At 43.8% G+C, this 23,363-nt stretch carries 21 protein-coding genes; 4 read left to right on the forward strand and 17 right to left on the reverse strand.

Annotated elements, in window-relative coordinates; all coding sequences use genetic code 11:
- Positions 1 to 238 precede the first annotated feature (238 nt).
- The 3 genes from V7K61_RS26280 to V7K61_RS26290 form a co-directional block, all read right to left on the reverse strand.
- On the reverse strand, positions 239 to 703 hold the full coding sequence (locus V7K61_RS26280) for a hypothetical protein (protein WP_335057941.1): 465 nt from the start codon (positions 701 to 703) through the stop codon (positions 239 to 241).
- A 402-nt stretch (positions 704 to 1,105) separates the two neighbouring features.
- Positions 1,106 to 2,926 carry an ABC transporter ATP-binding protein gene (locus tag V7K61_RS26285; protein WP_335057943.1) on the reverse strand — a complete coding sequence of 607 codons (1,821 nt, stop codon included), beginning with the start codon at positions 2,924 to 2,926 and terminating at the stop codon, positions 1,106 to 1,108.
- An 87-nt stretch (positions 2,927 to 3,013) separates the two neighbouring features.
- On the reverse strand, positions 3,014 to 3,814 hold the full coding sequence (locus tag V7K61_RS26290) for a DUF6816 family protein (protein WP_335057946.1): 801 nt from the start codon (positions 3,812 to 3,814) through the stop codon (positions 3,014 to 3,016).
- Positions 3,815 to 3,930: 116 nt separating this feature from the next.
- Between V7K61_RS26290 and V7K61_RS26295 the strand changes: the two genes are divergently transcribed.
- Positions 3,931 to 4,269: a carbon dioxide-concentrating mechanism protein CcmK gene (locus tag V7K61_RS26295; RefSeq protein ID WP_335057948.1), complete on the forward strand. Its 339-nt coding sequence runs from the start codon at positions 3,931 to 3,933 to the stop codon at positions 4,267 to 4,269.
- 5 nt (positions 4,270 to 4,274) lie between these two features.
- Here the strand turns inward: V7K61_RS26295 and V7K61_RS26300 are convergent, their stop codons facing one another.
- The 5 genes from V7K61_RS26300 to ffh all read right to left on the reverse strand — a co-directional run bounded on the left by V7K61_RS26300 (position 4,275) and on the right by ffh (position 8,514).
- Positions 4,275 to 4,679, reverse strand: coding sequence for a ChuX/HutX family heme-like substrate-binding protein (locus V7K61_RS26300; protein ID WP_335057950.1), 405 nt, complete (start codon positions 4,677 to 4,679; stop codon positions 4,275 to 4,277).
- 174 nt (positions 4,680 to 4,853) lie between these two features.
- Positions 4,854 to 5,807, reverse strand: coding sequence for a PhoH family protein (locus tag V7K61_RS26305; RefSeq protein ID WP_335057952.1), 954 nt, complete (start codon positions 5,805 to 5,807; stop codon positions 4,854 to 4,856).
- A 352-nt stretch (positions 5,808 to 6,159) separates the two neighbouring features.
- Positions 6,160 to 6,591, reverse strand: coding sequence for a KH domain-containing protein (locus tag V7K61_RS26310; protein ID WP_335057954.1), 432 nt, complete (start codon positions 6,589 to 6,591; stop codon positions 6,160 to 6,162).
- Entirely contained in the window at positions 6,554 to 6,814 is a 261-nt protein-coding gene (rpsP, locus tag V7K61_RS26315; RefSeq protein ID WP_012409382.1) for a 30S ribosomal protein S16, read from the reverse strand. Before rpsP ends, V7K61_RS26310 begins: the two co-directional genes overlap by 38 nt.
- A 236-nt stretch (positions 6,815 to 7,050) precedes the next feature.
- The gene (ffh, locus tag V7K61_RS26320; protein WP_335057956.1) at positions 7,051 to 8,514 is read right to left on the reverse strand and encodes a signal recognition particle protein; all 1,464 of its coding nucleotides are present in this window, start codon (positions 8,512 to 8,514) and stop codon (positions 7,051 to 7,053) included.
- A gap of 357 nt (positions 8,515 to 8,871) precedes the next feature.
- On the opposite strand from ffh, the gene V7K61_RS26325 reads away from it, so the two are divergent.
- Together V7K61_RS26325 and V7K61_RS26330 are read left to right on the forward strand one after the other, a co-directional pair.
- Positions 8,872 to 9,378, forward strand: a complete 507-nt coding sequence (locus tag V7K61_RS26325) for a DUF1993 domain-containing protein (RefSeq protein ID WP_335057958.1) — start codon at positions 8,872 to 8,874, stop codon at positions 9,376 to 9,378.
- Between the two features lie 198 nt (positions 9,379 to 9,576).
- Positions 9,577 to 10,260, forward strand: coding sequence for a DsbA family protein (locus V7K61_RS26330; protein WP_335057960.1), 684 nt, complete (start codon positions 9,577 to 9,579; stop codon positions 10,258 to 10,260).
- A gap of 229 nt (positions 10,261 to 10,489) precedes the next feature.
- Here the strand turns inward: V7K61_RS26330 and V7K61_RS26335 are convergent, their stop codons facing one another.
- The 5 genes from V7K61_RS26335 to metH form a co-directional block, all read right to left on the reverse strand.
- Positions 10,490 to 13,693, reverse strand: a complete 3,204-nt coding sequence (locus V7K61_RS26335) for a GAF domain-containing sensor histidine kinase (protein WP_335057962.1) — start codon at positions 13,691 to 13,693, stop codon at positions 10,490 to 10,492.
- 641 nt (positions 13,694 to 14,334) lie between these two features.
- Positions 14,335 to 14,571 carry a 50S ribosomal protein L28 gene (rpmB, locus tag V7K61_RS26340; protein WP_289797780.1) on the reverse strand — a complete coding sequence of 79 codons (237 nt, stop codon included), beginning with the start codon at positions 14,569 to 14,571 and terminating at the stop codon, positions 14,335 to 14,337.
- 184 nt (positions 14,572 to 14,755) lie between these two features.
- Complete coding sequence (gene htpG / locus V7K61_RS26345) at positions 14,756 to 16,741, reverse strand: molecular chaperone HtpG (RefSeq protein WP_335057964.1); 1,986 nt, start codon at positions 16,739 to 16,741, stop codon at positions 14,756 to 14,758.
- A 394-nt stretch (positions 16,742 to 17,135) separates the two neighbouring features.
- Positions 17,136 to 17,777, reverse strand: a complete 642-nt coding sequence (locus tag V7K61_RS26350; RefSeq protein WP_335057966.1) for a class I SAM-dependent methyltransferase — start codon at positions 17,775 to 17,777, stop codon at positions 17,136 to 17,138.
- A gap of 383 nt (positions 17,778 to 18,160) precedes the next feature.
- Positions 18,161 to 21,688: a methionine synthase gene (gene metH / locus V7K61_RS26355; protein WP_335057968.1), complete on the reverse strand. Its 3,528-nt coding sequence runs from the start codon at positions 21,686 to 21,688 to the stop codon at positions 18,161 to 18,163.
- Positions 21,689 to 21,916: 228 nt separating this feature from the next.
- Here metH and V7K61_RS26360 point away from each other — a divergent pair, with 228 nt between their 5' ends.
- Positions 21,917 to 22,072 (forward strand): hypothetical protein, encoded by a 156-nt coding sequence (locus V7K61_RS26360; protein WP_335057970.1) that lies wholly within the window; start codon positions 21,917 to 21,919, stop codon positions 22,070 to 22,072.
- A 292-nt stretch (positions 22,073 to 22,364) separates the two neighbouring features.
- Here V7K61_RS26360 and V7K61_RS26365 read toward each other — a convergent pair whose 3' ends face one another.
- From V7K61_RS26365 to V7K61_RS34240, 4 genes are read right to left on the reverse strand one after another with little or no spacing between them, the layout of a single operon-like run.
- The gene (locus V7K61_RS26365; protein WP_335057972.1) at positions 22,365 to 22,718 is read right to left on the reverse strand and encodes a type II toxin-antitoxin system PemK/MazF family toxin; all 354 of its coding nucleotides are present in this window, start codon (positions 22,716 to 22,718) and stop codon (positions 22,365 to 22,367) included.
- Positions 22,699 to 22,902 carry a hypothetical protein gene (locus V7K61_RS26370; RefSeq protein WP_069068461.1) on the reverse strand — a complete coding sequence of 68 codons (204 nt, stop codon included), beginning with the start codon at positions 22,900 to 22,902 and terminating at the stop codon, positions 22,699 to 22,701. Before V7K61_RS26370 ends, V7K61_RS26365 begins: the two co-directional genes overlap by 20 nt.
- Positions 22,868 to 23,044, reverse strand: a complete 177-nt coding sequence (locus V7K61_RS26375; protein ID WP_335057974.1) for a hypothetical protein — start codon at positions 23,042 to 23,044, stop codon at positions 22,868 to 22,870. Before V7K61_RS26375 ends, V7K61_RS26370 begins: the two co-directional genes overlap by 35 nt.
- Positions 22,999 to 23,271 (reverse strand): hypothetical protein, encoded by a 273-nt coding sequence (locus V7K61_RS34240; protein WP_442936367.1) that lies wholly within the window; start codon positions 23,269 to 23,271, stop codon positions 22,999 to 23,001. Before V7K61_RS34240 ends, V7K61_RS26375 begins: the two co-directional genes overlap by 46 nt.
- Positions 23,272 to 23,363 lie beyond the last annotated feature (92 nt).

Raw genomic sequence — 23,363 nt, forward strand, 5'->3', positions numbered from 1 at the left:
CCACTTTTCTTGGGGAATGGGAGTAAAATCCCCACTTGATAATATTAGTTGTACCACCGAATAGGCGCGAAAGGATTGTGGATATGTCTATTAAAAAAATCAAATCGACCTTATTGCGAATAAAGTCGATTGAATCAAGCGGATTGATTCATGGAGTCAATCTAAAATCCAAAATCTAAGAGGCTATTAATAAAGTAAATCTAAAGCTGGGTCATCAAGTAAAAAGGCAAGGGCTAGCCTAGAAAACCGCTAGTTCAGCGCCAGCAGAGATATATGGTAAACCATCAGCGCCGCCATCATGGCTACATACAAGTTCAATCGTGAGTGGTATACTGGAGTTCGTGACTGCAACACCGCTTATTGTGTCAGTACCAATTGGATCTGGTATTGATCCAACAACAACTCCGTGATTCGAGACTTCACTACCGTTCACTAAAACACCGCACCGGACATTTTCGTTGATTCCGGGATTAATTGCAGTTACTGAGTAATTGATTACATAACGACCAGCAGGAACTGTTTGCACCAGTAATGCACTCCTTGCACCGTCAGTTAAAGGTAATGTACTGTCTTGCGTCGTTCTTTGATAATATGCCATCGGAATTGCTGTTGCTGCTGTTGTGAAACCGATTGTCGATCCCACAATAGCTAACAACGAACCGCAAAATGTCAATTCCCTAATTTTCGGTTTGCTCTGAAACATCTTTTCTTTTCCTTCAATTTTTTAATTAAAATACCTCTTACATAAATGTCAAAATGAAGGCTGAAAGTTTTAGAGTTAAGTTGTTTTAACTGACTTACTTATGTAAGAGTTATAGTGTACTAATATTACTATATTGAAATTAAGTTTATATAAAGTTTTGCAACTTATGAATAGCCGCTAATAAGTGGATGCCTAAGTCAGGAAGTCACCCCCCTGACTTGGGTACAAAACCATACATGAAACGTTCATTTCACATGGCTCATTAGTGATTTGGTGCAAGACTTGCACACCTGTAAATTCCGAGTTAAAAGGGATTACAGTTGAGATAATCCTCATCTATCTCTGGAACTGTAACAGCAACTTTATCTGCTGCTGTTTTAATTTGGACAACAGCAATGTCCCCTAACTCAGAAGTTCTCCTGTTTCTTGTAGGGAGTGCAAGCGGCGGTAAATACCCTCGTGACGCAAGAGTTCATCGTGGCTACCCACTTCTACAATCTTTCCTTGCTCTAGAACGACAATTTTATCAGCTTCCCGGACTGTACTTAAACGGTGAGCAATCACAATGGTGGTGCAAGTGCCCTGAATCGATCGCATCGCTAGCTGAATTGAACGCTCAGACTCATAATCTAAACTAGAGGTGGCTTCGTCAAAAATCAGCACGTCTGGTTCCACTAACAGCGCCCTCGCAATTCCCAAGCGTTGTCTTTGTCCTCCAGATAACCTGACACCTCGTTCTCCCACAACGGTGTAATAACCTTGTGGTAAATGCTCTACTACTTCATCGACTCTGGCAATTCTACAGGCTTCCTTAACCTGCTCTAAACTGGCATTCGTTCTACCATAAGTCAGGTTATCCAAGATAGTACCGTTGAAAATGTCTACTTCTTGGTGAACGATCGCTAGCCTTCGTCTATACTTACCTACATTCAAAGTGCGAATATCTTGACCATCAATCAGAATTTGACCTGCTTGAGGTTCAAAATATCGCAGCAGTAATTTTACTAAAGTAGACTTACCAGAACCGGAACGCCCCACTAATGCCACTGTTTGGTATGGCTCAATCAACAAGTTGATATCTTGCAAAACTTGACGGTTGGCATCATATCCAAAACTGACGTGCGACAATTCAACTTTTCCAGTAAATTTATAAGGTGATTCTGTCTGGTTGCTCTCTTCTAAAAGACTAGCTGAATCAGATGCAGTTGGCTCTTGGAGAAATTCATGAAACCGCAACATAGAAGAATAACGACGGGCAAAAACTTCTGCCAAAGTGTTAATAGGTTCTAATTCGGCATAAGCCATGCTAGAAAAAGTTAAGGTCATGATAAAATGACCAAGAGAAATTCTTCCATCTACTGTTGCTGCTAGAGTCAAACCCAGGATAGTAAACACGCAGAACTGAATTACAGTTCTTTGCCAAGTAGCCAGTTTCACATAACCTTTATGGACACGATACTCAACCACCATTAGTTCACGATCCAAACGTTGCTTTTGCCGCTTCAGTTCTTTAGCTTCTGTAGCAAAGGCTTTCACCGTTTTAATGTTGGTGATCAGTTCAGAATTGCGACTTTCGGTATCCTCTGCATACTTATCCAGAATAGTTTCGTGCCAAATCAACCGTTGCAAATCCCTCAAGCTCAAGCTAAGAATAACTACAAAGGAAATCAGATACAAAATTGCAATTCGCCACTCAATCACCAAGATAAACACGAAAATTCCCAGTACACGAACTAGTCTAGGAATCAGCTGTCCGGCAACTTCGGGGTATGTAAAAGTGTGGTTAGAAATACCTCTAGCTATTCTTCCAGCAATGCGTCCGGGGTTATTTTCATCATAAAATTCTAGTGGGAGAGTCAGAATTTTTTCTATGGCTGTTTGGGCTTTCTGGCGACGCAATCTTAAGGTTATATCCCAATGAAACCAATGGGTTAACCAAGGTTGTGTGGGCGCTCTCACTACGGTGACAACGAAAACTAAACCCAGCAATAAACTCAAAGATAGAGTTTTGGTAACTGGATAATTAGTGATATCCGAAAAAGTTGCGATCGCACTTTGAAGTGGTTTGTCCAATGGTTGAGCAGACAAAATATTTAAAATCTGCCCGATCGCATAAGGAACAACCAAATCAATAATTTCGTAAACGCTGGATGCTGTGATACTAAAGAGACTCAGCTTCCAATCAGAGCGAAAGTAATTGACAATATCTTGAAATTTGGCCATGATGCACACCGTCCAAGAGCGCGATCGTAAACTTGGAATTTATATACTACAGACGTACTACAAAGTAGTCAAGAGCTAGATGAAAAATCACTCTTTGGGAGTAGTTGGTAGTTCTTGAGGGAAAAATTCGAGGCGATAGCGGTAGAGAGCAACTGGTTGAGAACCGGCTTTAAAGTAATCTGGATCTTGGGGTGAAAGATAGACAGCAGTTACTTGATCTGCCTCAATCGCCGGATTAGATGTTGGAAGTTTATGATAAGCCGTAGTAGATTCTACAGAGTTTAAATAGGGGCGCGAACCGCCTTTAAACAGTTGTTGAAACACTTCTGTGGTGATGAACTTGCCATTAAGAGTAGTTTCTGTGGCGCGTGCAGTCACAATGGAGACTAGTTGGCGACTGCTACGCAAGAATGTAATTTGACGATTAGGTGAATCTGGATCTACTTTGACTGATAACACTGCTTCATCCCCTAAATAAGCCCTTGCCAAATTCAAGCTATTAAATGCTCTATCCGCTACTAAGTTGGGGAATTTATCATCTATTTGAGGTAATATTTTTAACCAAGGAGTATGTGGTTGCTCTTTCACAAATCTTACTACAAAACTCACAGGCTGATTTAATTGTCGGCGATTACCTTCAAACCCTGGTGTTACAATCTCTGGTGCTAAAGGCGCAGCTAAATCTACTAAAGTACTTGTAACTTTCCAAGTACCAGCCATCCATTCAGGGTAAACCAAATCACCCGAAGCCGGTTGCACTGAAGTTAGTTTTTCCCATTGGGGAAAATTTGCTAACCTTTCAGACAACTCTCCTGCAAAAGCTGCATCACCCCATATAAGGAATAAAAACAGCAAGCAAAAACTCCAAATTACCTTCATTACAAGCATTAGCAGTTTTATATTTAATGGTTATTGTTTATCGATTAAAAATTAAGTAATTTTCTGTAATAAATTAAAACTTTGTAGTGGGATAATTAGCCCTATCCCGAATTTATAGTGATAGCATGACATTGGCATTAGGCATGATTGAAGTTTATGGCGTTCCCACAGCAGTGGAAGTGGGAGATGCCATGTGTAAAGCTGCCCGTGTAACCCTTGTTGGTTATGAAAACACTGATTTTGGACGAATTACTGTCTTAATTCGAGGGGCTATAGGCGAGGTGAATGTAGCAGTGACAGCAGGATTAAAGGCGGTGCTGCGAGTTGACGGTGGCGAGGTACTTTCTAATCACATTATTCCTCGTCCCCACGAAAATTTAGAATATATTTTACCGATTCATCGCAGCGTTAATATCGAGCAGTTCAGTGCAGATATCCGATTTCCTCCACCCCTATCAGTTTAGCTGTATTAAATTTCTGTTGGTAAAGGTTCCCAAACTTCGCCATACTTCTCTTTTAGAGTTTGCCAAGCTTCTACTTGTCCTGGTTCATATTCTCCCGGTTTACCCCATTGTAAAAAGAGGCTTAAAGCAGATTCCTGTTTATCATCTAAAAACCGGATGGCATAGGTTGTAAAGTTACCCCTCTTCGCTTCACCTGTTTCAAATTTCACCTGAGTGATTTTATCCATATTCAAGTGAAACTCAAAGCCTTCAGTATGCATATTCGCATATTTACCTTTAGGCAATTCTGCATAAAATAACTTTTCTACCTTACCTCGTGCTTCTAATACAGCAGCGCTGCTAGTAACAATTAAACGCAACGTTCCAAGAGTCTCGCAAGCTTCTAAAAATTCTTTCAATGTTGTGGTCATTTGTTATTTGTCCTTTGTCATTTGTCATTTGTCATTTGTCACTTGTCATTAGTCCTTTGTCATTTGTCACTTGTCATTTGTCATTTGTCCTACACTGTGGGTAGCCGCTGTCGCATCTACGTCATTTATTAGTTTTTTACTAATGACCAATGACTAATGACTAATGACTAATGACTATTTTTCATATTGTTCATAAGCCGCAACAATACGCTGAACTAGAGGATGGCGCACAACATCTCTTTGGGAAAATTCGCAAAAGGCAATGCCTTCAACGTGTTTTAAAATTTGTAAAGCTACTCCTAAACCCGATTGTTGATGAAGTGGTAAATCAGTTTGTGTCATGTCGCCTGTAATCACCATCCGCGAACGGAAACCCAAACGAGTCAAAACCATTTTCATCTGAGCGGGTGTAGTATTTTGAGCTTCATCGACAATTATAAAAGCGTTATTGAGAGTGCGTCCCCGCATATAGGCGAGTGGTGCAACCTCAATCACACCGCGTTCCATTAAACTGGGTACTTTTTCTGGGTCGATGAATTCATAAATAGCATCATAAAGTGGGCGAAGATAGGGATTAACTTTCTGCTGTAAATCTCCAGGCAAAAAACCGAGTTTTTCACCGGCTTCGACGGCAGGGCGAGTTAAAATTAGCTTTTCCACTTGGTTGGCAAGGAGTGCTTGGACGGCGACAACAACAGCGAGATAAGTCTTACCAGTACCAGCAGGCCCAATCCCAAAGGTGAGATCGCGTTTACGGAGTGCGTCGATATATTGGCGTTGGCGGAAGGTTTTGGCACGGACTTCTTCACCCCGGCGACTTTTGGCGAGGACATCTCGCTGTAAATCTTGCAGTTCCCCTTGGCGATCGCTATCTATGGCTTGACGGGCTGTTAAAATATCGGCACTGGAAATAGTATGGCCTTTAATCCAGAGGTCTTCAAGCGATCGCACTAATCGAGAAGCCAGATCAATTTGCTTTTCAGTACCAGAAATCACTAATTCCTGTCCGCGCAGCACTAAAGTGGCCCCTGTTTGCCGAGATAGGATTTTGAGATTTTCTTCTCCATCTCCGCCTAAAGCGATCGCACTGGTAATATTCGGCAGCTGAATTGTTAAGGCACCTGCCATAGTATTTCTTAATTGGTGAGGATCTGTATTTGACAAAGGTTAATTTTTCTCGCTAACGGCGAAATTATGCTTTTATTAACTACATTTTGAAAAATTTTTGTAATAAATGAATCGTCCGTAGGGGCGTATAGCTTGCCCTCATCCCCTAACCCCTTCTCCCAACATGGGAGAAGGGGAACTGGAGAATTTACTCCCCTCTCCCAACATGGGAGAGGGGCTGGGGGTGAGGGCATAGCCCCTACTGGTGAAGAGTCCAAAAAAAGATTTTTAAATCTTTTTGCTACTTTCCATCGTTATAAAAATTCTGAGCGGAGGTAACAACAACCGCTCAGATTTGCTCTTTAGTTTCAACCTAGCGGAGGCGCGGTTTAACAATGGGTTTAGGCCCATCATTTCGCGGTTCTCTCTTAGTCGGTGGTGGCGATCGCTCTTCTGTCTCTTCATCAAAAGACATACCCTCGCGGCCCGGAGTGGTGCTGCCGTAGATATCCAGGTATGTTGATTGCCCAGCTGCGGTTGCGGCTGCGGCAATTACTGTACGAATCGCCTGAATATTGCGTCCCCCTCGACCAAACACTTTTCCTTTATCTGCGCTTTCAAAGGCGATGCGAACCCAAACCCGGTTGAGGGCCTGAGAAATTTCACAATCGACACTTAATGTCTCTGGAGATTCCAAAAACGGCTGCACCAAAAACCGAACCAGCTCAACATAGTTGGGGCTAGCTGTTGGGAGTTTTGTTCCGAAATTATGATGCGGCTGTTGCACTGACCTGCTCAAAAACATTAGCTTTTACTAGAATGCGACGAACGGTGTCAGTGGGTTGAGCGCCTTGTTGTAGTCGCTTGACGATACCGGGAACGTCTAGTCGCACTTCATCAGTTCTGGGGTTATAAAAACCCAATTCTTCTAAAGGACGGCCATCGCGGCGAGCGAGGTTGTTAATGGCGACAATGCGGTAACTTGCTTCCCGCTTTTTACCGAATCGTTTCAAGCGCAGTTTGATCATGGTTGAAGAATCATTCTCCTGTAGTTAGATATTAATTAGCAACTAATTGGTGAGGAAGTAACCTAAATCTGGCTGTTGCCGATAAATTAAGGGTTAGTTTCCTCTGCTAATAAATTCTGAGGTCGAAATGCTAATTTTAGCACTGCCTAGCATTTGCTGCTATTAGTCATTAGTCATTAGTCCTTTGTCATTAGTCATTTGCAAATTACCAATGCCCAATGCCCAATGCCCAATAACTAAAGATTACCAAAGCCTTTTTTCTTTTTATCTTTGGGTTTTTTCTTTTTCGTGGCTGGGGCACCATCATAACCTCGCCATCCTGGGGCTGCGGGACGATTACCAGCACCTGCGAAGGCATTACCCATACCGCCACCGCCGAACATTCCCGGCATTCCAGGGAAGCCACCTTGACCCATTTGCTGCATGAGCGATCGCATTTTTTGGAAATCACCCACCAGTTTCGTGACATCTGACTCTCTATAGCCGGAACCAGAAGCAATCCGCCGCCGCCGACTGGGAGAACTGGCTAATAAATCAGGGTCGTGACGTTCTTGGCGAGTCATGGAGTTAATCATCGCCTCACAGCGCTTTAACTGGGTTTCTCCCTGTTTGAGTTGATCGTCTGAAAGCTTGTTCATCCCTGGAATCATCTTGATCAAGCCTCCCAGAGAACCCATGTTCTTCAGCATCCGCAACTGCTTGAGAAAGTCAGTAAAGTCAAACTTTGCTGACAAAATTTTCTCTTGCATTTTCTCAGCATCGGCTAAGTCAAACTCTTCTTGGGCTTTTTCTACCAGAGTTAGCACATCGCCCATTCCCAGAATCCGCGATGCCATGCGATCGGGATAAAACGGTTGCAGTGCCTCGACTTTTTCACCCACGCCCACAAATTTAATCGGCGCTCCCGAAATCTTTCGCACTGAAAGCGCTGCACCGCCACGGCTATCACCATCCATCTTGGTGAGAATCGCCCCAGTAATGCCGATCTGTTCGTGAAAGGTGCGGGTAAGATTTGCGGCCTCTTGACCAGTCATCGCGTCCACTACCAACAGAGTTTCATGGGGTTGGACAGTTGCTTTGATGCGGGCTAATTCCGCCATCATATCTTCGTCAATTTGCAGACGACCAGCAGTATCAATAATTACCGTGTTGACACCTTCTGCCTTAGCGCGTTCTACGCCTTGTCGGGCGATTTCTACAGGATCGGCGTCGCTTCCTAGTTCAAATACTGGTACGTCAATTTGCTTACCCAACGTTAGCAACTGGTCGATCGCTGCTGGGCGATATACGTCTGTCGCCACCAACAAGCAGCTACGCTCTAATTTTCTCAGATGTAAGGCTAACTTAGCGGTAGCTGTGGTTTTACCAGTACCTTGCAACCCAGCCATCAGAATAATAGTAGGCTGTTCCTGGGCTTCTGCAATAGGAACATTTTCTTCTCCCATCACCTGCACCAGTTCATCATGAACAATTTTGATGAACTGTTGCTCAGGTCGTACACCAGCAATTACCTCGGCTCCTTGTGCCTTGGCTTCGACTTCGCTAATAAAATCTTTGACTACCTGGAGATTGACATCTGCTTCCAACAGGGCGCGGCGCACTTCGCGCAATGCATCTTGAATGTTGGATTGAGAAATTTTGTCTTGTCCCCGCAGTTTTTTCCAGGCGGATTCTAAACGGTCAGATAATGCATCAAACATAATGTAATTACAGGTAGTTCGCCAATGGAGAATTCTAAACCGCCGATGAATGCGATTTGGAATTTCCGCTAAAGTTTTAACGTGCTATCTACCAGCTTAGTATTTTTCACCGCGACTGTAGCAACCAGATACGGATTGATAAAGAGGCAGAGGGGCAAAGGGGAAGGTGGGGTTCCCTCTAGGGATAAGGGGCGGAGGTAAAGGTATAGAATTTTCACTTCCCCCTCTTAATGACGATCGCGCTTTCTTATGTGTAGCGCTTATCCGATGCGATAGATTTAGACTGAGCGAATCGCACCACTTATCTCGACAAGACCCCAAATATACAAAGATAGAACTTTTTCTGGAGAAATATCAATGAGCATTTCAATGTATCAAGCTTCAGTACCAGTGTTTATTCACACACTAAATAGCCTTGTAGGTATTCTTGAAAAAGGTGCTACATACGCAGAAACCAAAAAAATAGATCGGTATGTGTTGGCCAATAGTCGTCTATTCCCAGATATGTTTCCATTGTCAAGACAAGTACAAATTGCCTCTGACATCGCAAAGAGAGGTGCTGCACAATTAGCAGGGGCAGAAGCACCCAAGTTTGAGGACAATGAAACTACATTGCCCGAACTTATTGACCGCGTTCAGAAAACTATCTCTTATTTAGACACATTTAAACCCGAACAAATAGATGGTTCGGAAGATAAAAAAATTACCATTACGCAGGGTGACAAGAGCCTATCTTTTGAAGGAATGCCATTTCTCCTATATTTTGTTTTGCCAAACGTTTATTTCCATGTCACAACAACCTATGACATTCTCAGACACTGTGGTGTAGAGCTTGGCAAAAAAGACTTTCTAGGCAAGCCTTAACGCTCCGCAATATAAGAGCGAACTGATTTCCATTCTCCGTATCGGGTGAGCATATAGCGGCTAAATCGTTGCGTCGCCCGATAATTCCTATTATTGTTATCTAACACAGTGGGGATCGGGGACTTTGTGATTGAATCTTGGCTACTGCTGCGATCGCTAATTCGTAATATTATCAGTTAGGTAGCTACAGTAGCCAAGATGTCGCAGCGAATCAAAGTATACTCCTACTCGATATACCACTCGTCAAATTCATATATTGGTATTGCTCTTGCCGAAAAAGCATTGCAGGGTTTACCTGTTGACATTGAACGACGACCAATCTACATACCGAAGGAGCGGGGTATAAAGGTAGTTGACCTGCAAGGACGAACTGAAAACGCCCTATTATCTTCATATCACAAAGAAGATTGTCTGCGGTGGGCGAAAAAGTACGGCATTGAAATTCGGCTCAAGGAATTTGAAGAATTTGGTAGGTGGGTCAAGCGCTGGGAGAAAATGAAGTTTGGTCGCGAAGAACTTCCCGCAAGAGCCTATTACGCTGCTTGTGGAACTGGGAAGGAGCATCTGCTTGATGCCGCGTTCTTTCGAGCGACGTACATTGACCAACTTGATGTTAATGATGAGTCTGTGATTAAGAAAGTTGCAAATGATGTTGGGCTGAATGGCGATCGCATTCTTGAGTTAATCTACGGAGAAGCAGCAAAACTTGCAGCAGTGGCAGCTTTGGCAGAATACGAACAATTTGGCTGTCCCGGAGTCCCGACTTGGGTAGTCGAAGGCGAGAGATTTTGGGGAAAGGATCGTGTTGATTGGGTAACAGAAAAGGTAAAACAATTATGTAATATTACTGTTACCAAAACAGCACCTAGCCCTAGCGATTAGAAATCGCGGCTATACAAACCAAGTCCGCCTGCGCGGACTAACGCAAAATCAATGTTTTCAACCCGCGCAGGTGGTCACTGAGCTTGTCGTTCGCGCGGCGTCTCGTAGAGAAGTGCGGGTTTTGCCTGTGTAGCCGCGACTTCCAGTCGCCTGGTGCAAGATATAAGCTGAGTAAAAAAGTGATAATTTTTCAGATTAACTGGTAAAAATCATCACTTGACCTCTTTGCTTATACCTGGTCTAACACCTTGACTTTAGCTACTGATTTTCTAGCTGCGACCTGACGAATCGGCAACTCAACCACAAACTCTGTACCTTTGCCAAGTTCAGATTGGCAGTATATCTTGCCGTTGTGTTTTTCTGTGACTATCTGATAGCTGATAGACAGTCCCAGTCCTGTGCCTTTACCGACAACCTTGGTAGTAAAAAATGGATCGAACAGTCGAGAGAGGACTTTTTCATCTATGCCGAATCCGTTGTCGGCGATGCGAATGACAATCCAATCTTTATTGAGCAGGGAGGTAGAAATTTTTATTTTGCTAGGGTTTTTTGCCAGTGCTTCAGAAGATTCCTGCATGGTTCGTTCTTCTAGAGCATCAATGGCATTGGACAGCAAATTCATAAATACCTGATTCAACTGACCGGGATAGCATTCTATCAAAGGTAAAGTACCATAATCTTTGCTCACATGAATGGTGAGGCTATCGGCTGAGGGCTTCAAGCGGTTTTGCAAAATCATTAATGTACTGTCGATGCCTTCGTGAATATTTGCTGGTTTGAAGTCAGCTTCGTCTAGGCGCGAGAAGTTCCGCAAAGAGGTGACAATTTCCCGAATGCGTTCAGTGCCTACCTGCATGGATTGGAATAATTGAGGTAAATCCTCGACTAAATACTCTATTTCGGCTTTTTTGAAGAACTCTTGGATTTCTGGTGCGGCATTAGGATAATGATGCCAATAAAGCTGCACGTAGCGAAGCAATTCTTGCGTGTATTGGTGGGCGTGTTCCAGGTTGCCGTGGATGAAATTAATCGGGTTATTAATTTCATGGGCAACTCCCGCCACCAGCTGCCCCAAACTGGCCATTTTTTCAGCGTGGATAATTTGCATTTGGGCAGTACGCAGTTCATTTAGTGCCTGAGCGAGTTGATTCGCTTCTTCACGAGTTTGACCCAGCAAACTGGATTGTTGAAACAAGTTGGCTTGACGCAGCGCTACACTGAGTTGAGCCGCCACTTGGGTGACAAATTCCAATTCCGCCTCTTCCCAATGACGTGTATGGGTGCATTGATGAATGCACAACAATCCCCAGAGTTCATCACCTTCCATCAATGGCACAATAATCTGTGCTTTGACTTGGAATCGCTCAATCACATCCAGATGAGGTACTTTGGAGCCAACGCTGTTGACATCAGAAATTACTTGCACTTGCCCTTGGCGATATTGGGGTGCGTATTGATCGCCAAAGCAATAGTCTTGCACCTTCACGGCGAGGGCAGAATCGAACTTGGGTAAGACATCTTCAGCAATAAATTCACCGCTGCAAAAACCGACATTCGGATCGAAGCGGAAAATGCCGACTCGATCTGTATTTAGCGATCGCCGCACTTCCTGTACTGTAGTCTTAAGGATCGTCTCCAAATCCAAAGATTCCCGAATTTTGACGACTAAATCAAATAAAATCCGCCGCTGTTCGGCTGATTGTTGCAGTTCATCAGCGCGAGTTTGAATTTGAGTCACCATTTGAGAACTTTGCAGTGCTACACCCAGTTGGCTAGCAACCTGTACCAAAAATTCCACTTCCACACTATCCCACTGGCGCGGTGCAGAATGTTGATAGGCGGCCAGCAATCCCCACAAATTCCGTCCTACAAAAATTGGGATTAGCGCATAAGCGCGAATTTTGAACTGCTCCAAAATATCGAGGTGACAGCGCGAGTGTCCAGCTTGATAAATATCCTCTACAGCAAAATTTTCGTTGTTGCGGTAGCGTCCGCCTTTGGTTTCTTGGAGGTGGGTATCTTCCCAAACGAGATTTTTGCCAAAGGGATTGATGCTGTCCCACTGTGCCTCAACCATGCCGAAATTACTGACGAATTCGCCACTCCAGTCTTCATTGAAGCGATAAACGCCAACCCGCTCAACTCGCAGTAGTTTACATACTTCTTGGCAAGTGGTTTTTAGGATTAAATCAATATTTAAAGAGGAGCGAATTTTACCGACTACTTCAGTTAATGCTCGTTGCCGAGCGATCGCATCTTGTAGGGCAGAAGCCTGTTGTTTTGACTGAGCCAAATTCTCGGCTTGCTGAATCGCGACTCCTAATTGTGCGCCTACCTGTCCGAGAAATTCCACTTCGTAATTTGCCCATTGACGCGGCCCGGAGTGTTGATATGCTGCTATCAGTCCCCAGAGTTTTGGGCCGATGAAGATGGGCGCTAAGGTATATGCCCGAATCTTGAATTGCTCCAGAATATCGATGTGACAACGCGAGTGTCCAGCTTGGTAGATGTCGTTGACAACAAAACTTTCGTTATTGCGGTAGCGTCCACCTTTCGTCTCTTGGAGGTGGGTATCTTGCCAAACGAGATTTTTGCCAAAGGGATGGATTCTATCCCACTGCGCCTCAACCATCCCGAATTGGCTGACAAATTCGCCGCTCCAGTCTTCATTAAAGCGGTAAATTGCTGCCCGCTCTAGCTTCAGGAGTTTGCAGAGTTCTTGACAGGTAGTGTCTAGAATAATTTCGGGATTCACAGAGGAGCGAATATTCCCCACTACTTCCGTCAATGCACGTTGTCGCGCGATCGCATCTTGCAGTTCTGCTGTGCGTTGTTTAGTCTGTTCTAAATTTTCTGCTTGCTGCATTGCCACACCAAGATGGCTGGCAGCTTGGGCAAAAAATTCAACTTCGTGAGGATACCATTGCCGTGGAGCGGAGTGTTGATAAGCTGCCAGCATTCCCCACAATTTTGGCCCGATGAAGATGGGTGCGATCGCATACGCCCGAATCTGAAACTGTTCTAATACTTCAATATGACAACGAGCGTGCCCTGCATCGTAAATATCAGCCACAGCAAACGGCTCATTTTTGCGATATCGCCCTCCCTGAGTTTCTTGCAAATGCGAATCTTCCCACACCAAATCCTGTCCAAAGGCAGTCAATGCATCCCAAGGATGTTCTGCAAAGCCAAAACGATTCAGAAAACTACCGCTCCAGTCAGTGTTAAAGCGATAGATTGCAACTCGCTCAATCTTCAATTGCCGACAAATATCTTGACAAGAAGTCGAACATAGAGATTCTATATTTACAGATGCGCGAATCTTAGCCAGAATTCTCGCCAATATTTTTTGATATTGAACCGTTAGCTGTAGCTGTTTGTGATACTCTTGCAGGTCTGAGTGGTTCGACGCTTCATAACTGTTCGTTGTCATAAAGTATAAAGAAAATACACTACCTGCTTTCAGTATTCCCTTGTTTATTTGTAATTGCTCAACTAGTCTTGGTTGCTGGAGAGTCTTGATTAATTGTAGTTTCCAGTGCGGTTTTTAGTTTCTGAATTTCCTTTCATAGCTCTACTATCAAGGCTTCTGCCACCTCGTTCAATACTTGTTTGAGTTCGGGCAGTTTTTCTATTTATTCAGCTAATCTCTAGCTTTAACTATTGTTAAGAATATTGAGAAATTTTAAAATAAATTCATATTAATTTGGGGTATAGAGCGGTCTAATTTCAATCATGAAAAATAGAAAACTGGTAAGTATTTTTATTCAGAGACACCGGGATTTATTCGTAGTGTAAAAATTACATAAAGAACTCATATTGATTGCGTCAAAAAGCTTAGTATAACTTAAAGAGTCTTCTTGCTCTTGCCTCTTGCCTGCTAAATCAAGTGAGTTCTCCAAATCAAAATGGATTCCGATATTTTTCTCTTACTGCCAACAGAATTCAAAATATAAAGAGCCTACCTGCTACTAAAGGTGTAATAAACACTAGTGGCGCACAGCTAGCTGTGCGCCACTACGAATCACCTATATTCCAACCTACAAAAGTTTCGGGTTATGAAATTCAGATTACTTAGTAATGATTTAGGTTAATGCCAGCTGCTTTTGCCATTGCTTCTAACCCATTAATTTGTAGGGTTTTAATTGCTTTGGTAGACAACTTTAATCTCACCCAACGATTTCCGCCTTCCCACCAAACACGCTTGTCTTGCAGATTAGCGTGCTGAAGGCGTTTTGTACGGCGGTGGGAGTGGGAAACAGAAAAAGCGTTATTTGCCTTCTTACCAGTTAGTTCACAGCGACGGGACATAGCTACTATCTCCAGATTGTTATTTTAATACAGCCTTTCCATTTTAGGTCTTAGGCAGCAGAAGTGGGGAGATGAGGGAGATGAGGGGGCAGGGGAGCAGGGGAGCAGGGGAGCAGGGGAGCAGGGAAGAAATAACTCCTAACTCCTAACTTCCCACTCAGCACTCAGCACTCAGCACTCAGCACTATTTACTCGCTTGTTCCGTCAGCTTGGTGAGTACGTCATTCGATCGCTCGACGAAGGATTTCATTCCCTCAGCGTCAAATCCTTTCTGAGACATCAGCGCTAAATCGTAGACGTGTTGGCAAATCAAGTTGACTAACTGATTTGTAGACGATTCACCGTCACCTTGAATGATACTACCTTGGTTGAGATTTGCCAGATTTTGAATCAGCGGGTGAGCAGTATTCACCAGCAAAATGTGATCTTCGGGAAACTCTGCTGTTCCCTGCTGCATCATGGCGTTCATTTCGCGCAGGCGGCGGAGAATCTCTGGTAAAAGCACGATCGCAGGTGGTGTTCCTTGAGGATCGTCTGATTTCAAGGCTTCGGTACGGATGTTGAGTTTGGGTTTGTTGAGAGATTTCTCAAATAACTCTTTAATCGTCTCACTCCGGGTTTTATTCGTCTTGGGATCGACAATTTCCTTATCTTTGTCTTGTTCTAGCAGGGTATTGTCTAAATCTGAGTCTACCCGCGTAAACTTGACATCCTGATATTCGCGCTCTAGGAAGTTGATAAAGTGAGTGTCGATGAAGGAGTCCATAAACAGGACTTCCAAGCCTTGATTTTTGTGCAGTTCTATGTATGTAGCTTGGGTTGTTTCATCAGTGCTGTAGAAAACCCGGTTTTCGTTGCGTTCTTTGTTGCGTTCTAGATACTCTTTCAGCGTAGTATAGGGAGCGCTGGGTGTTGAGTCAGAACTGGGTGAAGGAGTGACATCTTGCCAAGCATCCCCATCTGAAGATTGGACTTCAACCACTGGAGTTTCAGCAGCAACTTTTTCTGTCAACTTGGCGGTGGTGCGGAAGACGATGATATCTTCAATTTGTTTTTTGAATTTCTCGTCGTTGAGAACGCCGAATTTTACAAAAGTGCCGAGGTCTTTCCAGGCGCTAATGTACTGTTCGCGATTATCGCGGAAAAGTTCTTTGAGGCGATCGCCTACTTTTTTGGCAATGTAATCACCAATTCTCCGCACGGTGCGATCGCCTTGCAAGGCACTGCGCGATACGTTTAGGGGAATATCGGTACTATCAATCACACCCCGCATCGGCATCAGGAATTGCGGGATAATTTCTTCGCAGTTGTCGCTAACAAAAACTTGATTGCAAAATAGCTTGATCTGCCCTTTGGTAACATCTACATCCGGTCGCATTTTTGGGAAATACAAAATCCCGTTGATGATAAAGGGATAGTCAGTATTTAGATGTACCCATAACAAAGGTTCTTCCTGAAAAGGATACAGGTAGCGGTAAAACTCTAAATAATCTTCTTGAGTCAGATTACTCGGAGACTCTCGCCACGGTGCTTTTTGCTTATTTATTACTTCGCCATCTAGTTTAATTGGGACTGGCAAAAAGTCGCAGTATGTCTTGACAAGATTCTTGATTCGTGCTAATTCGAGAAATTCCTCTTCTTCCCCTTGCAGGCTGAGAATAATAGTAGTACCGCGAGTTGTCCGAGAAGATTCTTCGAGAGTAAAAGCTGGAGAACCATCACAAGACCAGTGAACCGCTTGCGCCCCTTCTTGGTAGGATAAGGTATCAATTTCTACCTTTTGCGCCACCATGAAGGAAGAGTAAAAACCAAGACCAAAGTGGCCGATTATTGGTTGATCTGATTTGCCTTCATATTTATGAATAAATTCTTCAGCACTAGAGAAGGCAACCTGATTGATATATTTCTTAACTTCATCTGCGGTCATTCCGATACCGTTATCGGAGATGGATAGGGTTTTCTTATCTTTGTCAATGGCAATTTCAATTTCTGGTTCGCCGATATCTCCAGCATAATCGCCGGCGCGGGATACCATTTTTAGCTTTTGGATGGCGTCTACAGCGTTGGATACCAGTTCCCGTAAGAAGATTTGGTGATCTGAATAGAGCGACTTCTTAATGATCGGGAAAATATTCTCAGTATGAATACTGATAGTGCCTTGTTCTAGCATAATTGGTAGTTTTCGATGTTAGTATCTGAAACGATGATAGTAGGTAATACAACCTAGCCATCTGTTTTCCAGGATAAACCCGGAGAACACAGAAGGGCATGATACCAATTAGGATTTTAAAAGCATAGCTTAGGCGATCGCTCGTTTTTTGAGCATTGTTTGCCGCCATTTTCTGATTCGGATTACCCTACTTCCGACTTCCCACTCCCCACAGATTGCTGTTTAAGAGTACTCCAAGTAAAAAAATGCCCAATTGTCATTGCGTTCGCCCTTGGCGTTCCCGTTGGCGCAGCCTCTCCAAGAGTTGGGTACGAAGCGAAACAATCCCAGTCTTTGCGATTGCTTCGCTTCGCTCGCAATGACGGGTTTTGGATCATTTATTTTTTGGAACACTCTAAGTATTACTAGAATTCTTCTCCAACACCAAAAAATAATGGTATGGATAAGTGGGATCGATAAATTCTTGCTTAACAGTTAACCCAGCTTTGGCAACAGAGTTTAAAATCCGCGTTTTCGGATATCCTTTTAAACCCATTTCCCAGCAGTGTTCGTCACAGACGGGCGTTGCACTCCAGAATTTAGGGACATTGAATAGTAAATGCCTTGGTCTGCCTGAGAAAGAGGTTTTCACCTGAAACGAGAGGTATTGAGTGCAATAGGGAATCGAAATCACCAAAAATTTCTTAGTTGCAATAGCAAGTTTTCTCAATGCTTCTTCTGACTGTTCGTAGGGGAAGTGTTCCAGAACTTGAAACAGGACAATCGCATCAAATTTATCTTTTGGTAAGGAAAAATCTGTAGTCAAATCCAAAATTATTTCTGGCTTGAGGCTGGGGTCAACATCAGCAGTGGAGACGTTGTATCCATTATTCTTCAAGATGTCTGTTAACAAAGAATTAAAAATGCCAATTTCCAGAACGTTTTTTACCTGATTACCCAGCGAAAAAATTAGACGCAACTGGTGATGATAACTGATGAGGCGATTTTTTGATAAATATTCTGAATTTCTAATATCTAACGAGCTGATGAGTTGCATAAATAAGCCTACCTAAGCTGAGAGATTAACAAATTTGGTGGGTATACAACTACAGGATTCCCGGAAAAATCATCAAAGTAACAGTACCTTGTTTCGTTTGTATACACTACATCTCCTAGAAGGCTACGGTTTACACACATCTTGGTAATGAAGCCCAAACCCTGGATTTACCCCCCTTAATCCCCCCTTGTAAAGGGGGGAAATATCCGGTTCTCCCTTTTGCAAAGGGGGGAAATATCCGGTTCTCCCCCTTGTCAAGGGGGAGTTAGAGGAGGTGAGAAGGACTTGTATACACACCGTAGCCTAGAAGGAGAGAGGCTTTGAAGGAGGATCTTTAAGAGCAAATCACTAACACCAAGCGTATTGGGTTAACGAGTAGGATTCTACGCGCTAAAGTATTTGGCTAACGGGTGATAGGTAATAATCGCAGTGGTAGACTGTTCTGGATAAAGTTGTTCGCTTTCATCCATATACAAGTTAATCCTGTCAGTCTGCAATAATTCCAGTTGCTTGTACTGATCCTGAATATTTGGACAAGCTGGATACCCAAAACTATACCGCGAACCACGATAGCGTTGTGCTAATATATCCCGAATATTGTCGGGTTCCTCAGCAGCAAAACCTAACTCCCGGCGAATTCTGGCGTGTGTCCATTCAGCTACAGCTTCCGCTACCTGCACTGCCATGCCGTGGAAATACAGATAATCGGTGTATTGATTGGCAGCAAACAACTTTTGAGCGAATTCTGTGGCAATTTCCCCTACAGTCACCGCTTGCATTGGGAAGACATCAATAATTCCCGACTCCTTCGGTGCAAAGAAATCTGCTATGCACAGCCGCCTTAAAGACTTCTGTCTGGGAAACTCGAAAGTTGCAACCTGTTGTGATTGGTTTTCTGAGTCATATATATGTAGAGAATTCCCCTCGGCTTGACAAGGGAAATACCCATAAATCACTTGGGGATGCAACAGATTCTCTTCAAGAATCCGCTGTTTCCAAGTTTCTAAAATTGGGTAAACTTTCTCAGCCAAGAAAGCCTGATATTCTTCCTTAGATTGTTCCTTTGGTTTGCGGAATTGCCACTGTCCAGCAACCAAAGCTTGTAAATCCAAGTGCCAGAATATTTCCTCAATGGGAATATCGCTAGGTTGCAATAACTTTGTTCCCCAGAAAGGCGGTGTGGGACGTTCAATATCTATAGCCACAGCATCGGAACGTCTTGTATCTACTACTTTTGGTTCAGTAGATATTTCTTCAGCAGTTGTCGCTTTTGGTTCTTTGTTACCATTCGTCGAAACTTCAGCCGTTTCGACTTCGTTCAAAAATCCCTGCAAATCTTGCCAGTTATCAGCAGCTTTTGCTGGCATTAATTTATCCATGAAGTGCAAGTCAGAAAAGGCATCTTTGCCATAAACAACCTTACCTTTGTAGGTATTTTGGCAATCTTCATAGACAAACTTGGGAGTCAGCGCCGCACCACCTAAAATTACGGGGACACTAATTCCCTTTTCGTTAAATACCTCCAAGTTCTCTTTCATAAAGGCGGTGGATTTCACCAACAAACCACTCATGGCAATACAATCAGGTTTGTACTGTTCGTAAGCATTGATGATATTTTCCACCGGCTGTTTAATTCCCAGGTTAATCACCTTGTAGCCGTTGTTGGACAAGATGATATCCACCAAGTTTTTACCAATGTCGTGGACATCGCCTTTCACTGTGGCAATGATAAAAGTTCCCTTGGCATTGTTACCTGATTCTGATTTTTCCATGAAGGGTTCTAGAAACGCTACCGCCGCTTTCATGGTTTCCGCAGATTGCAAGACAAAGGGTAGCTGCATTTGTCCAGAACCGAATAATTCCCCGACAACTTTCATCCCATCTAGCAGGAAGGTGTTGATAATCTCCAACGGGGGATGTTCTTCTAAGGCTTTTTTGAGATGTTCTTCTAAGCCAATGCGTTCACCGTCGATGATATGGCGTTTGAGACGTTCTGGAATGGGGAGACTTTCATCTAAGGAGCGATCGCGCTTAGTTGTCACCCCGGCAAACGCTGTGGTAAGCTCTCCCAAGGGATCGTATACGCAAACATTACCCTCAAACTTCCGCTCATCATAAATCAACTGCCGACAAATTTCTTGATGGCGGGCGTCAATCTTCGAGAGTGGTAAAATCTTGTTAGCGCTAACAATGGCTGCATCCATTCCCGCTGTCGTCGCCTCGTGCAAAAACACTGAGTTCAGCACCATCCGCGAGGCTGGATTTAAACCAAAGGAAATATTGGAAACACCCAAAATTACATGACATCCAGGCAATCCTTCACGAATTCGCCCGATGGATTCAATGGTGGCTTTACCGTTTTCTCGGTCTTCTTCAATCCCGGTGGAAATTGGTAACGCGAGGGTATCAAAGAATATTTCTGTGGGTGGTATGCCGTATTCTACAGCTTGACGGTATGCGCGTTGGGCGATCGCAAACTTTTTATCTGCTGTCCGCGCCATTCCATCTTCATCGATAGTACCAATGACTACACCAGCACCGTATTTCTTCGCCAACTCCAGCACCTTTAAAAAGCGTGATTCCCCGTCTTCGTAGTTGGTGGAGTTCAGCAAACACTTACCACCGGCAACCTTTAAACCCGCCTCCATCTTTTCCCATTCGGTGGAGTCAAGCATTAATGGTAATGTCACATTATTAACAATGCGCGAAACTAATTCGTGCATATCCCGCACGCCATCGCGTCCCACATAATCGACGTTGACATCGAGGATGTGTGCGCCTTCTTTTACTTGCGCCCTCGCCATTGAAACGAGTCCATCCCAATCTTCGGCATTTAGCAAATCGCGGCACTTCTTGGAACCACTGGCGTTCAGACGTTCGCCAACAATCAAGAAGGAATTATCTTGGTCGTAAGGCTGAGTGGTGTAAATTGATGCTGCTGCGGGTTCTAAACTTGGATGTCTAACTTTTGGCTTCAGGTCTTTAGCAACTTCTGCCAATTGTTGAATGTGTTCTGGACGCGTCCCACAGCAACCCCCAATCACTTGGACACCCAAATCTTCAACAAAATGCATCAATGACATCCGTAATTCTAACGGTGTCAGGCGGTAGTGCGCTTGACCGCCAACGTTCTCAGGTAAACCCGCGTTGGGAATACAGGAAACGATGAAAGGTGAATGTTCTGAAAGATACTTGATATGTGGTTTCATCAAGTCTGGGCCTGTGGCGCAGTTTAAACCCAGAATATCAATTGGGTAAGGTTCCAGAATTGTCAGCACCGCACTGATTTCGGAACCAACCAACATTGTGCCCATGCTTTCCATTGTCACAGACACCATCAACGGACGGCGATCGCCTTTCTTTGCAAATACCTCTTCAATAGCATTCAGCGCCGCCTTAATTTGCAGCACATCTTGGCAAGTTTCCACCAGGAATAAATCGACACCACCATCCCACAGCGCCTCTGCTTGTTCAGCAAAAGTAGCTTTCATGGTGTCAAAGTCAATATGTCCCAAGGTAGGGAGTTTCGTTGTGGGGCCGATGGAACCTGCCACAAACCGGGGTTTTTCTGGTGTGGAAAATTCCGCAGCGACACGCTTGGCCAATTCTGCGGCTGTCTTGCTGAGGTAATAAGCTTGGTCTGCCAAGTCATATTCTGCCAGCACCAGGGACGTACTGCCAAAGGTATCGGTTTCAATCACATCAGCACCAGCGGCGAGAAAGTCGCGGTGAACCTTGGCGACAGCTTCGGGTTTCGTGTGGACTAGGTATTCGTTACAACCTTCATACTGTGGGCCGCCGAAGTCTTCAGCAGTCAGGTTTTGGGTTTGTAAGTTGGTTCCCATCGCCCCGTCGAAAACGAGGACTGGGCTATCTGGACTACGTAGGCGTTCAAGGAAAGGATGAGTCATATTTTCCTAGAAGAATTTGGGTTAGTCGTATAATATTCGACTTACTTTATTATTTTCCCAAATTGTGATAAATCTGGCAGCTTTTAATCAAGCGCTGACATAATTAGCGACTTCCAAATAAAAAATATCCCAAAACTGACCAAAAATCCTCTCTATTTCTCCTCTCTCTGCGTTCTCTGCGCGGCAGTCGCTCATGGGGGAAACCCCCATCGCCCTTGGCGTCTCCCCTTGGGAGAAGACCGCGCTGCCTTGTCTCTGTGGTTCGTAATTTATTTCTTGGAAATGCCTAAAGCGATCGCCTTGTTGTGCGATCGCAATTATAAAGCGATCTTAGTTGTAGGGTGTGTTAGCGCGAAAGTTAAGGATAATCGTGTTGCTACCTAACCCGCCTGGAACTCAAAGTTCCAGGCTAATAGCGGAACTCCACTAAAGTGGACTGGAACTGCTTCTGAGTCTTCTTTAGAAGACTTTAGCTATTAGCCTTAGAATTCATTCTGAGGCGGTTGTTGGGAATGGTGCAAGCTTTCAGGTAGAAGGAACAATCGCCTGTAGCGTTGTTGTTGCGACGCCAAATAGCCTGTTGTAGACATCGCAATTATAAAGCGATCGTAGGTTGGGTTAAGGAAGGAAACCGAACATTTCCAGTGATTTTTGGCGCTAACCCAAGCGTATTGATTTATAATTCCAAAGCCGCTATTAGACAAAAATTCACCTGATTAATTGCCTCAGAGGAAAGAGAACCCAGCTTTCTGAGAATCATAGATTTATTTAATGTAAAAATTGACTCACAGCGAACTACAGACTCAACTCTAATACCTGCACTGGCAATTTCATCGCCCGTTATTAAGTATTGCGTCACAGTTAAAGGGCGATTAGTGTTCGAAGTACAAGGCACAACCATCAAATCATCAAGAATTTGATTCAAGTGATTTGCCGAAATGACAACAGCAGGGCGAACTTTAAACTGTGCCAATCCGGTTGAAGGCATGGGGACTCGACACAACACAACATCACCGCGCTGTAAGTTCATCAGCAAATACTTCGTCGTAAATATCATTTTCAGGGCTTACCCAATCTTGATAAGCCTGAGATTCAACAGCAGGATTAACAGATTTTTCGCCATTTTTGAAAGAAAGAGCTAAATCAAGCAATGCTGATAACTGCTCATCATTCAGTTGTTCAATCAGACTTAGAAGTTCTTGACGAATATTCATGGAATTGCCGACTGCTAACTATATTCAATGTATGCCATAAAGCGATCGCCTGTAGAGTTGGTGATGCCGCAGCTACGCCCGTCGTAGACATTGCAATTATAAAGCGATCGTAGTCGTAGGGTGGCGCGAAAGCGTAACGCACCTTTGAACTCCGTGAATGAGTCTTTTATCTCCGTTAACGAGTCTTTTATCTCCGTTAACGAGTCTTTTATCTCCGTTAACGAGTCTTTTATATCCGTTAACGAGTCTTTTATCTCCGTTAACGAGTCTTTTATCTCCGTGAATGAGTCTTTGAACTCCGTTAACGAGTCTTTTAGCTCCGTTAACGAGTCTTTTAGCTCCGTTAACGAGTCTTTTAGCTCCGTTAATGAGTGAATGTTATTGTCAGGCGATCGCCTACGGCAAGTATTGTATCCTACGCACCCTGCTAATTTAAATATTACAGCCGTTTCTACGCAGAT

The organism is Nostoc sp. (assembly GCF_036918015.1).
Taxonomy (GTDB): domain Bacteria; phylum Cyanobacteriota; class Cyanobacteriia; order Cyanobacteriales; family Nostocaceae; genus Nostoc.

What these genes read in the sequence shown, in the direction of transcription:
- V7K61_RS26350 (WP_335057966.1), bottom strand. Translation starts at nt 17,777, where the DNA reads ATGCAACTCATCAGCTCGTTAGATATTAGAAATTCAGAATATTTATCA.
- metH (WP_335057968.1), bottom strand. Translation starts at nt 21,688, where the DNA reads ATGACTCATCCTTTCCTTGAACGCCTACGTAGTCCAGATAGCCCAGTC.
- V7K61_RS26365 (WP_335057972.1), bottom strand. Translation starts at nt 22,718, where the DNA reads ATGAACTTACAGCGCGGTGATGTTGTGTTGTGTCGAGTCCCCATGCCT.
- V7K61_RS26300 (WP_335057950.1), bottom strand. Translation starts at nt 4,679, where the DNA reads ATGACCACAACATTGAAAGAATTTTTAGAAGCTTGCGAGACTCTTGGA.
- V7K61_RS26285 (WP_335057943.1), bottom strand. Translation starts at nt 2,926, where the DNA reads ATGGCCAAATTTCAAGATATTGTCAATTACTTTCGCTCTGATTGGAAG.
- ffh (WP_335057956.1), bottom strand. Translation starts at nt 8,514, where the DNA reads ATGTTTGATGCATTATCTGACCGTTTAGAATCCGCCTGGAAAAAACTG.
- V7K61_RS26335 (WP_335057962.1), bottom strand. Translation starts at nt 13,693, where the DNA reads ATGACAACGAACAGTTATGAAGCGTCGAACCACTCAGACCTGCAAGAG.
- V7K61_RS26325 (WP_335057958.1), top strand. Translation starts at nt 8,872, where the DNA reads ATGAGCATTTCAATGTATCAAGCTTCAGTACCAGTGTTTATTCACACA.
- V7K61_RS26280 (WP_335057941.1), bottom strand. Translation starts at nt 703, where the DNA reads ATGTTTCAGAGCAAACCGAAAATTAGGGAATTGACATTTTGCGGTTCG.
- V7K61_RS26310 (WP_335057954.1), bottom strand. Translation starts at nt 6,591, where the DNA reads ATGTTTTTGAGCAGGTCAGTGCAACAGCCGCATCATAATTTCGGAACA.
- htpG (WP_335057964.1), bottom strand. Translation starts at nt 16,741, where the DNA reads ATGCTAGAACAAGGCACTATCAGTATTCATACTGAGAATATTTTCCCG.
- rpmB (WP_289797780.1), bottom strand. Translation starts at nt 14,571, where the DNA reads ATGTCCCGTCGCTGTGAACTAACTGGTAAGAAGGCAAATAACGCTTTT.
- V7K61_RS26290 (WP_335057946.1), bottom strand. Translation starts at nt 3,814, where the DNA reads ATGCTTGTAATGAAGGTAATTTGGAGTTTTTGCTTGCTGTTTTTATTC.
- V7K61_RS26370 (WP_069068461.1), bottom strand. Translation starts at nt 22,902, where the DNA reads ATGAATATTCGTCAAGAACTTCTAAGTCTGATTGAACAACTGAATGAT.
- V7K61_RS26330 (WP_335057960.1), top strand. Translation starts at nt 9,577, where the DNA reads ATGTCGCAGCGAATCAAAGTATACTCCTACTCGATATACCACTCGTCA.
- V7K61_RS26295 (WP_335057948.1), top strand. Translation starts at nt 3,931, where the DNA reads ATGACATTGGCATTAGGCATGATTGAAGTTTATGGCGTTCCCACAGCA.
- rpsP (WP_012409382.1), bottom strand. Translation starts at nt 6,814, where the DNA reads ATGATCAAACTGCGCTTGAAACGATTCGGTAAAAAGCGGGAAGCAAGT.
- V7K61_RS26305 (WP_335057952.1), bottom strand. Translation starts at nt 5,807, where the DNA reads ATGGCAGGTGCCTTAACAATTCAGCTGCCGAATATTACCAGTGCGATC.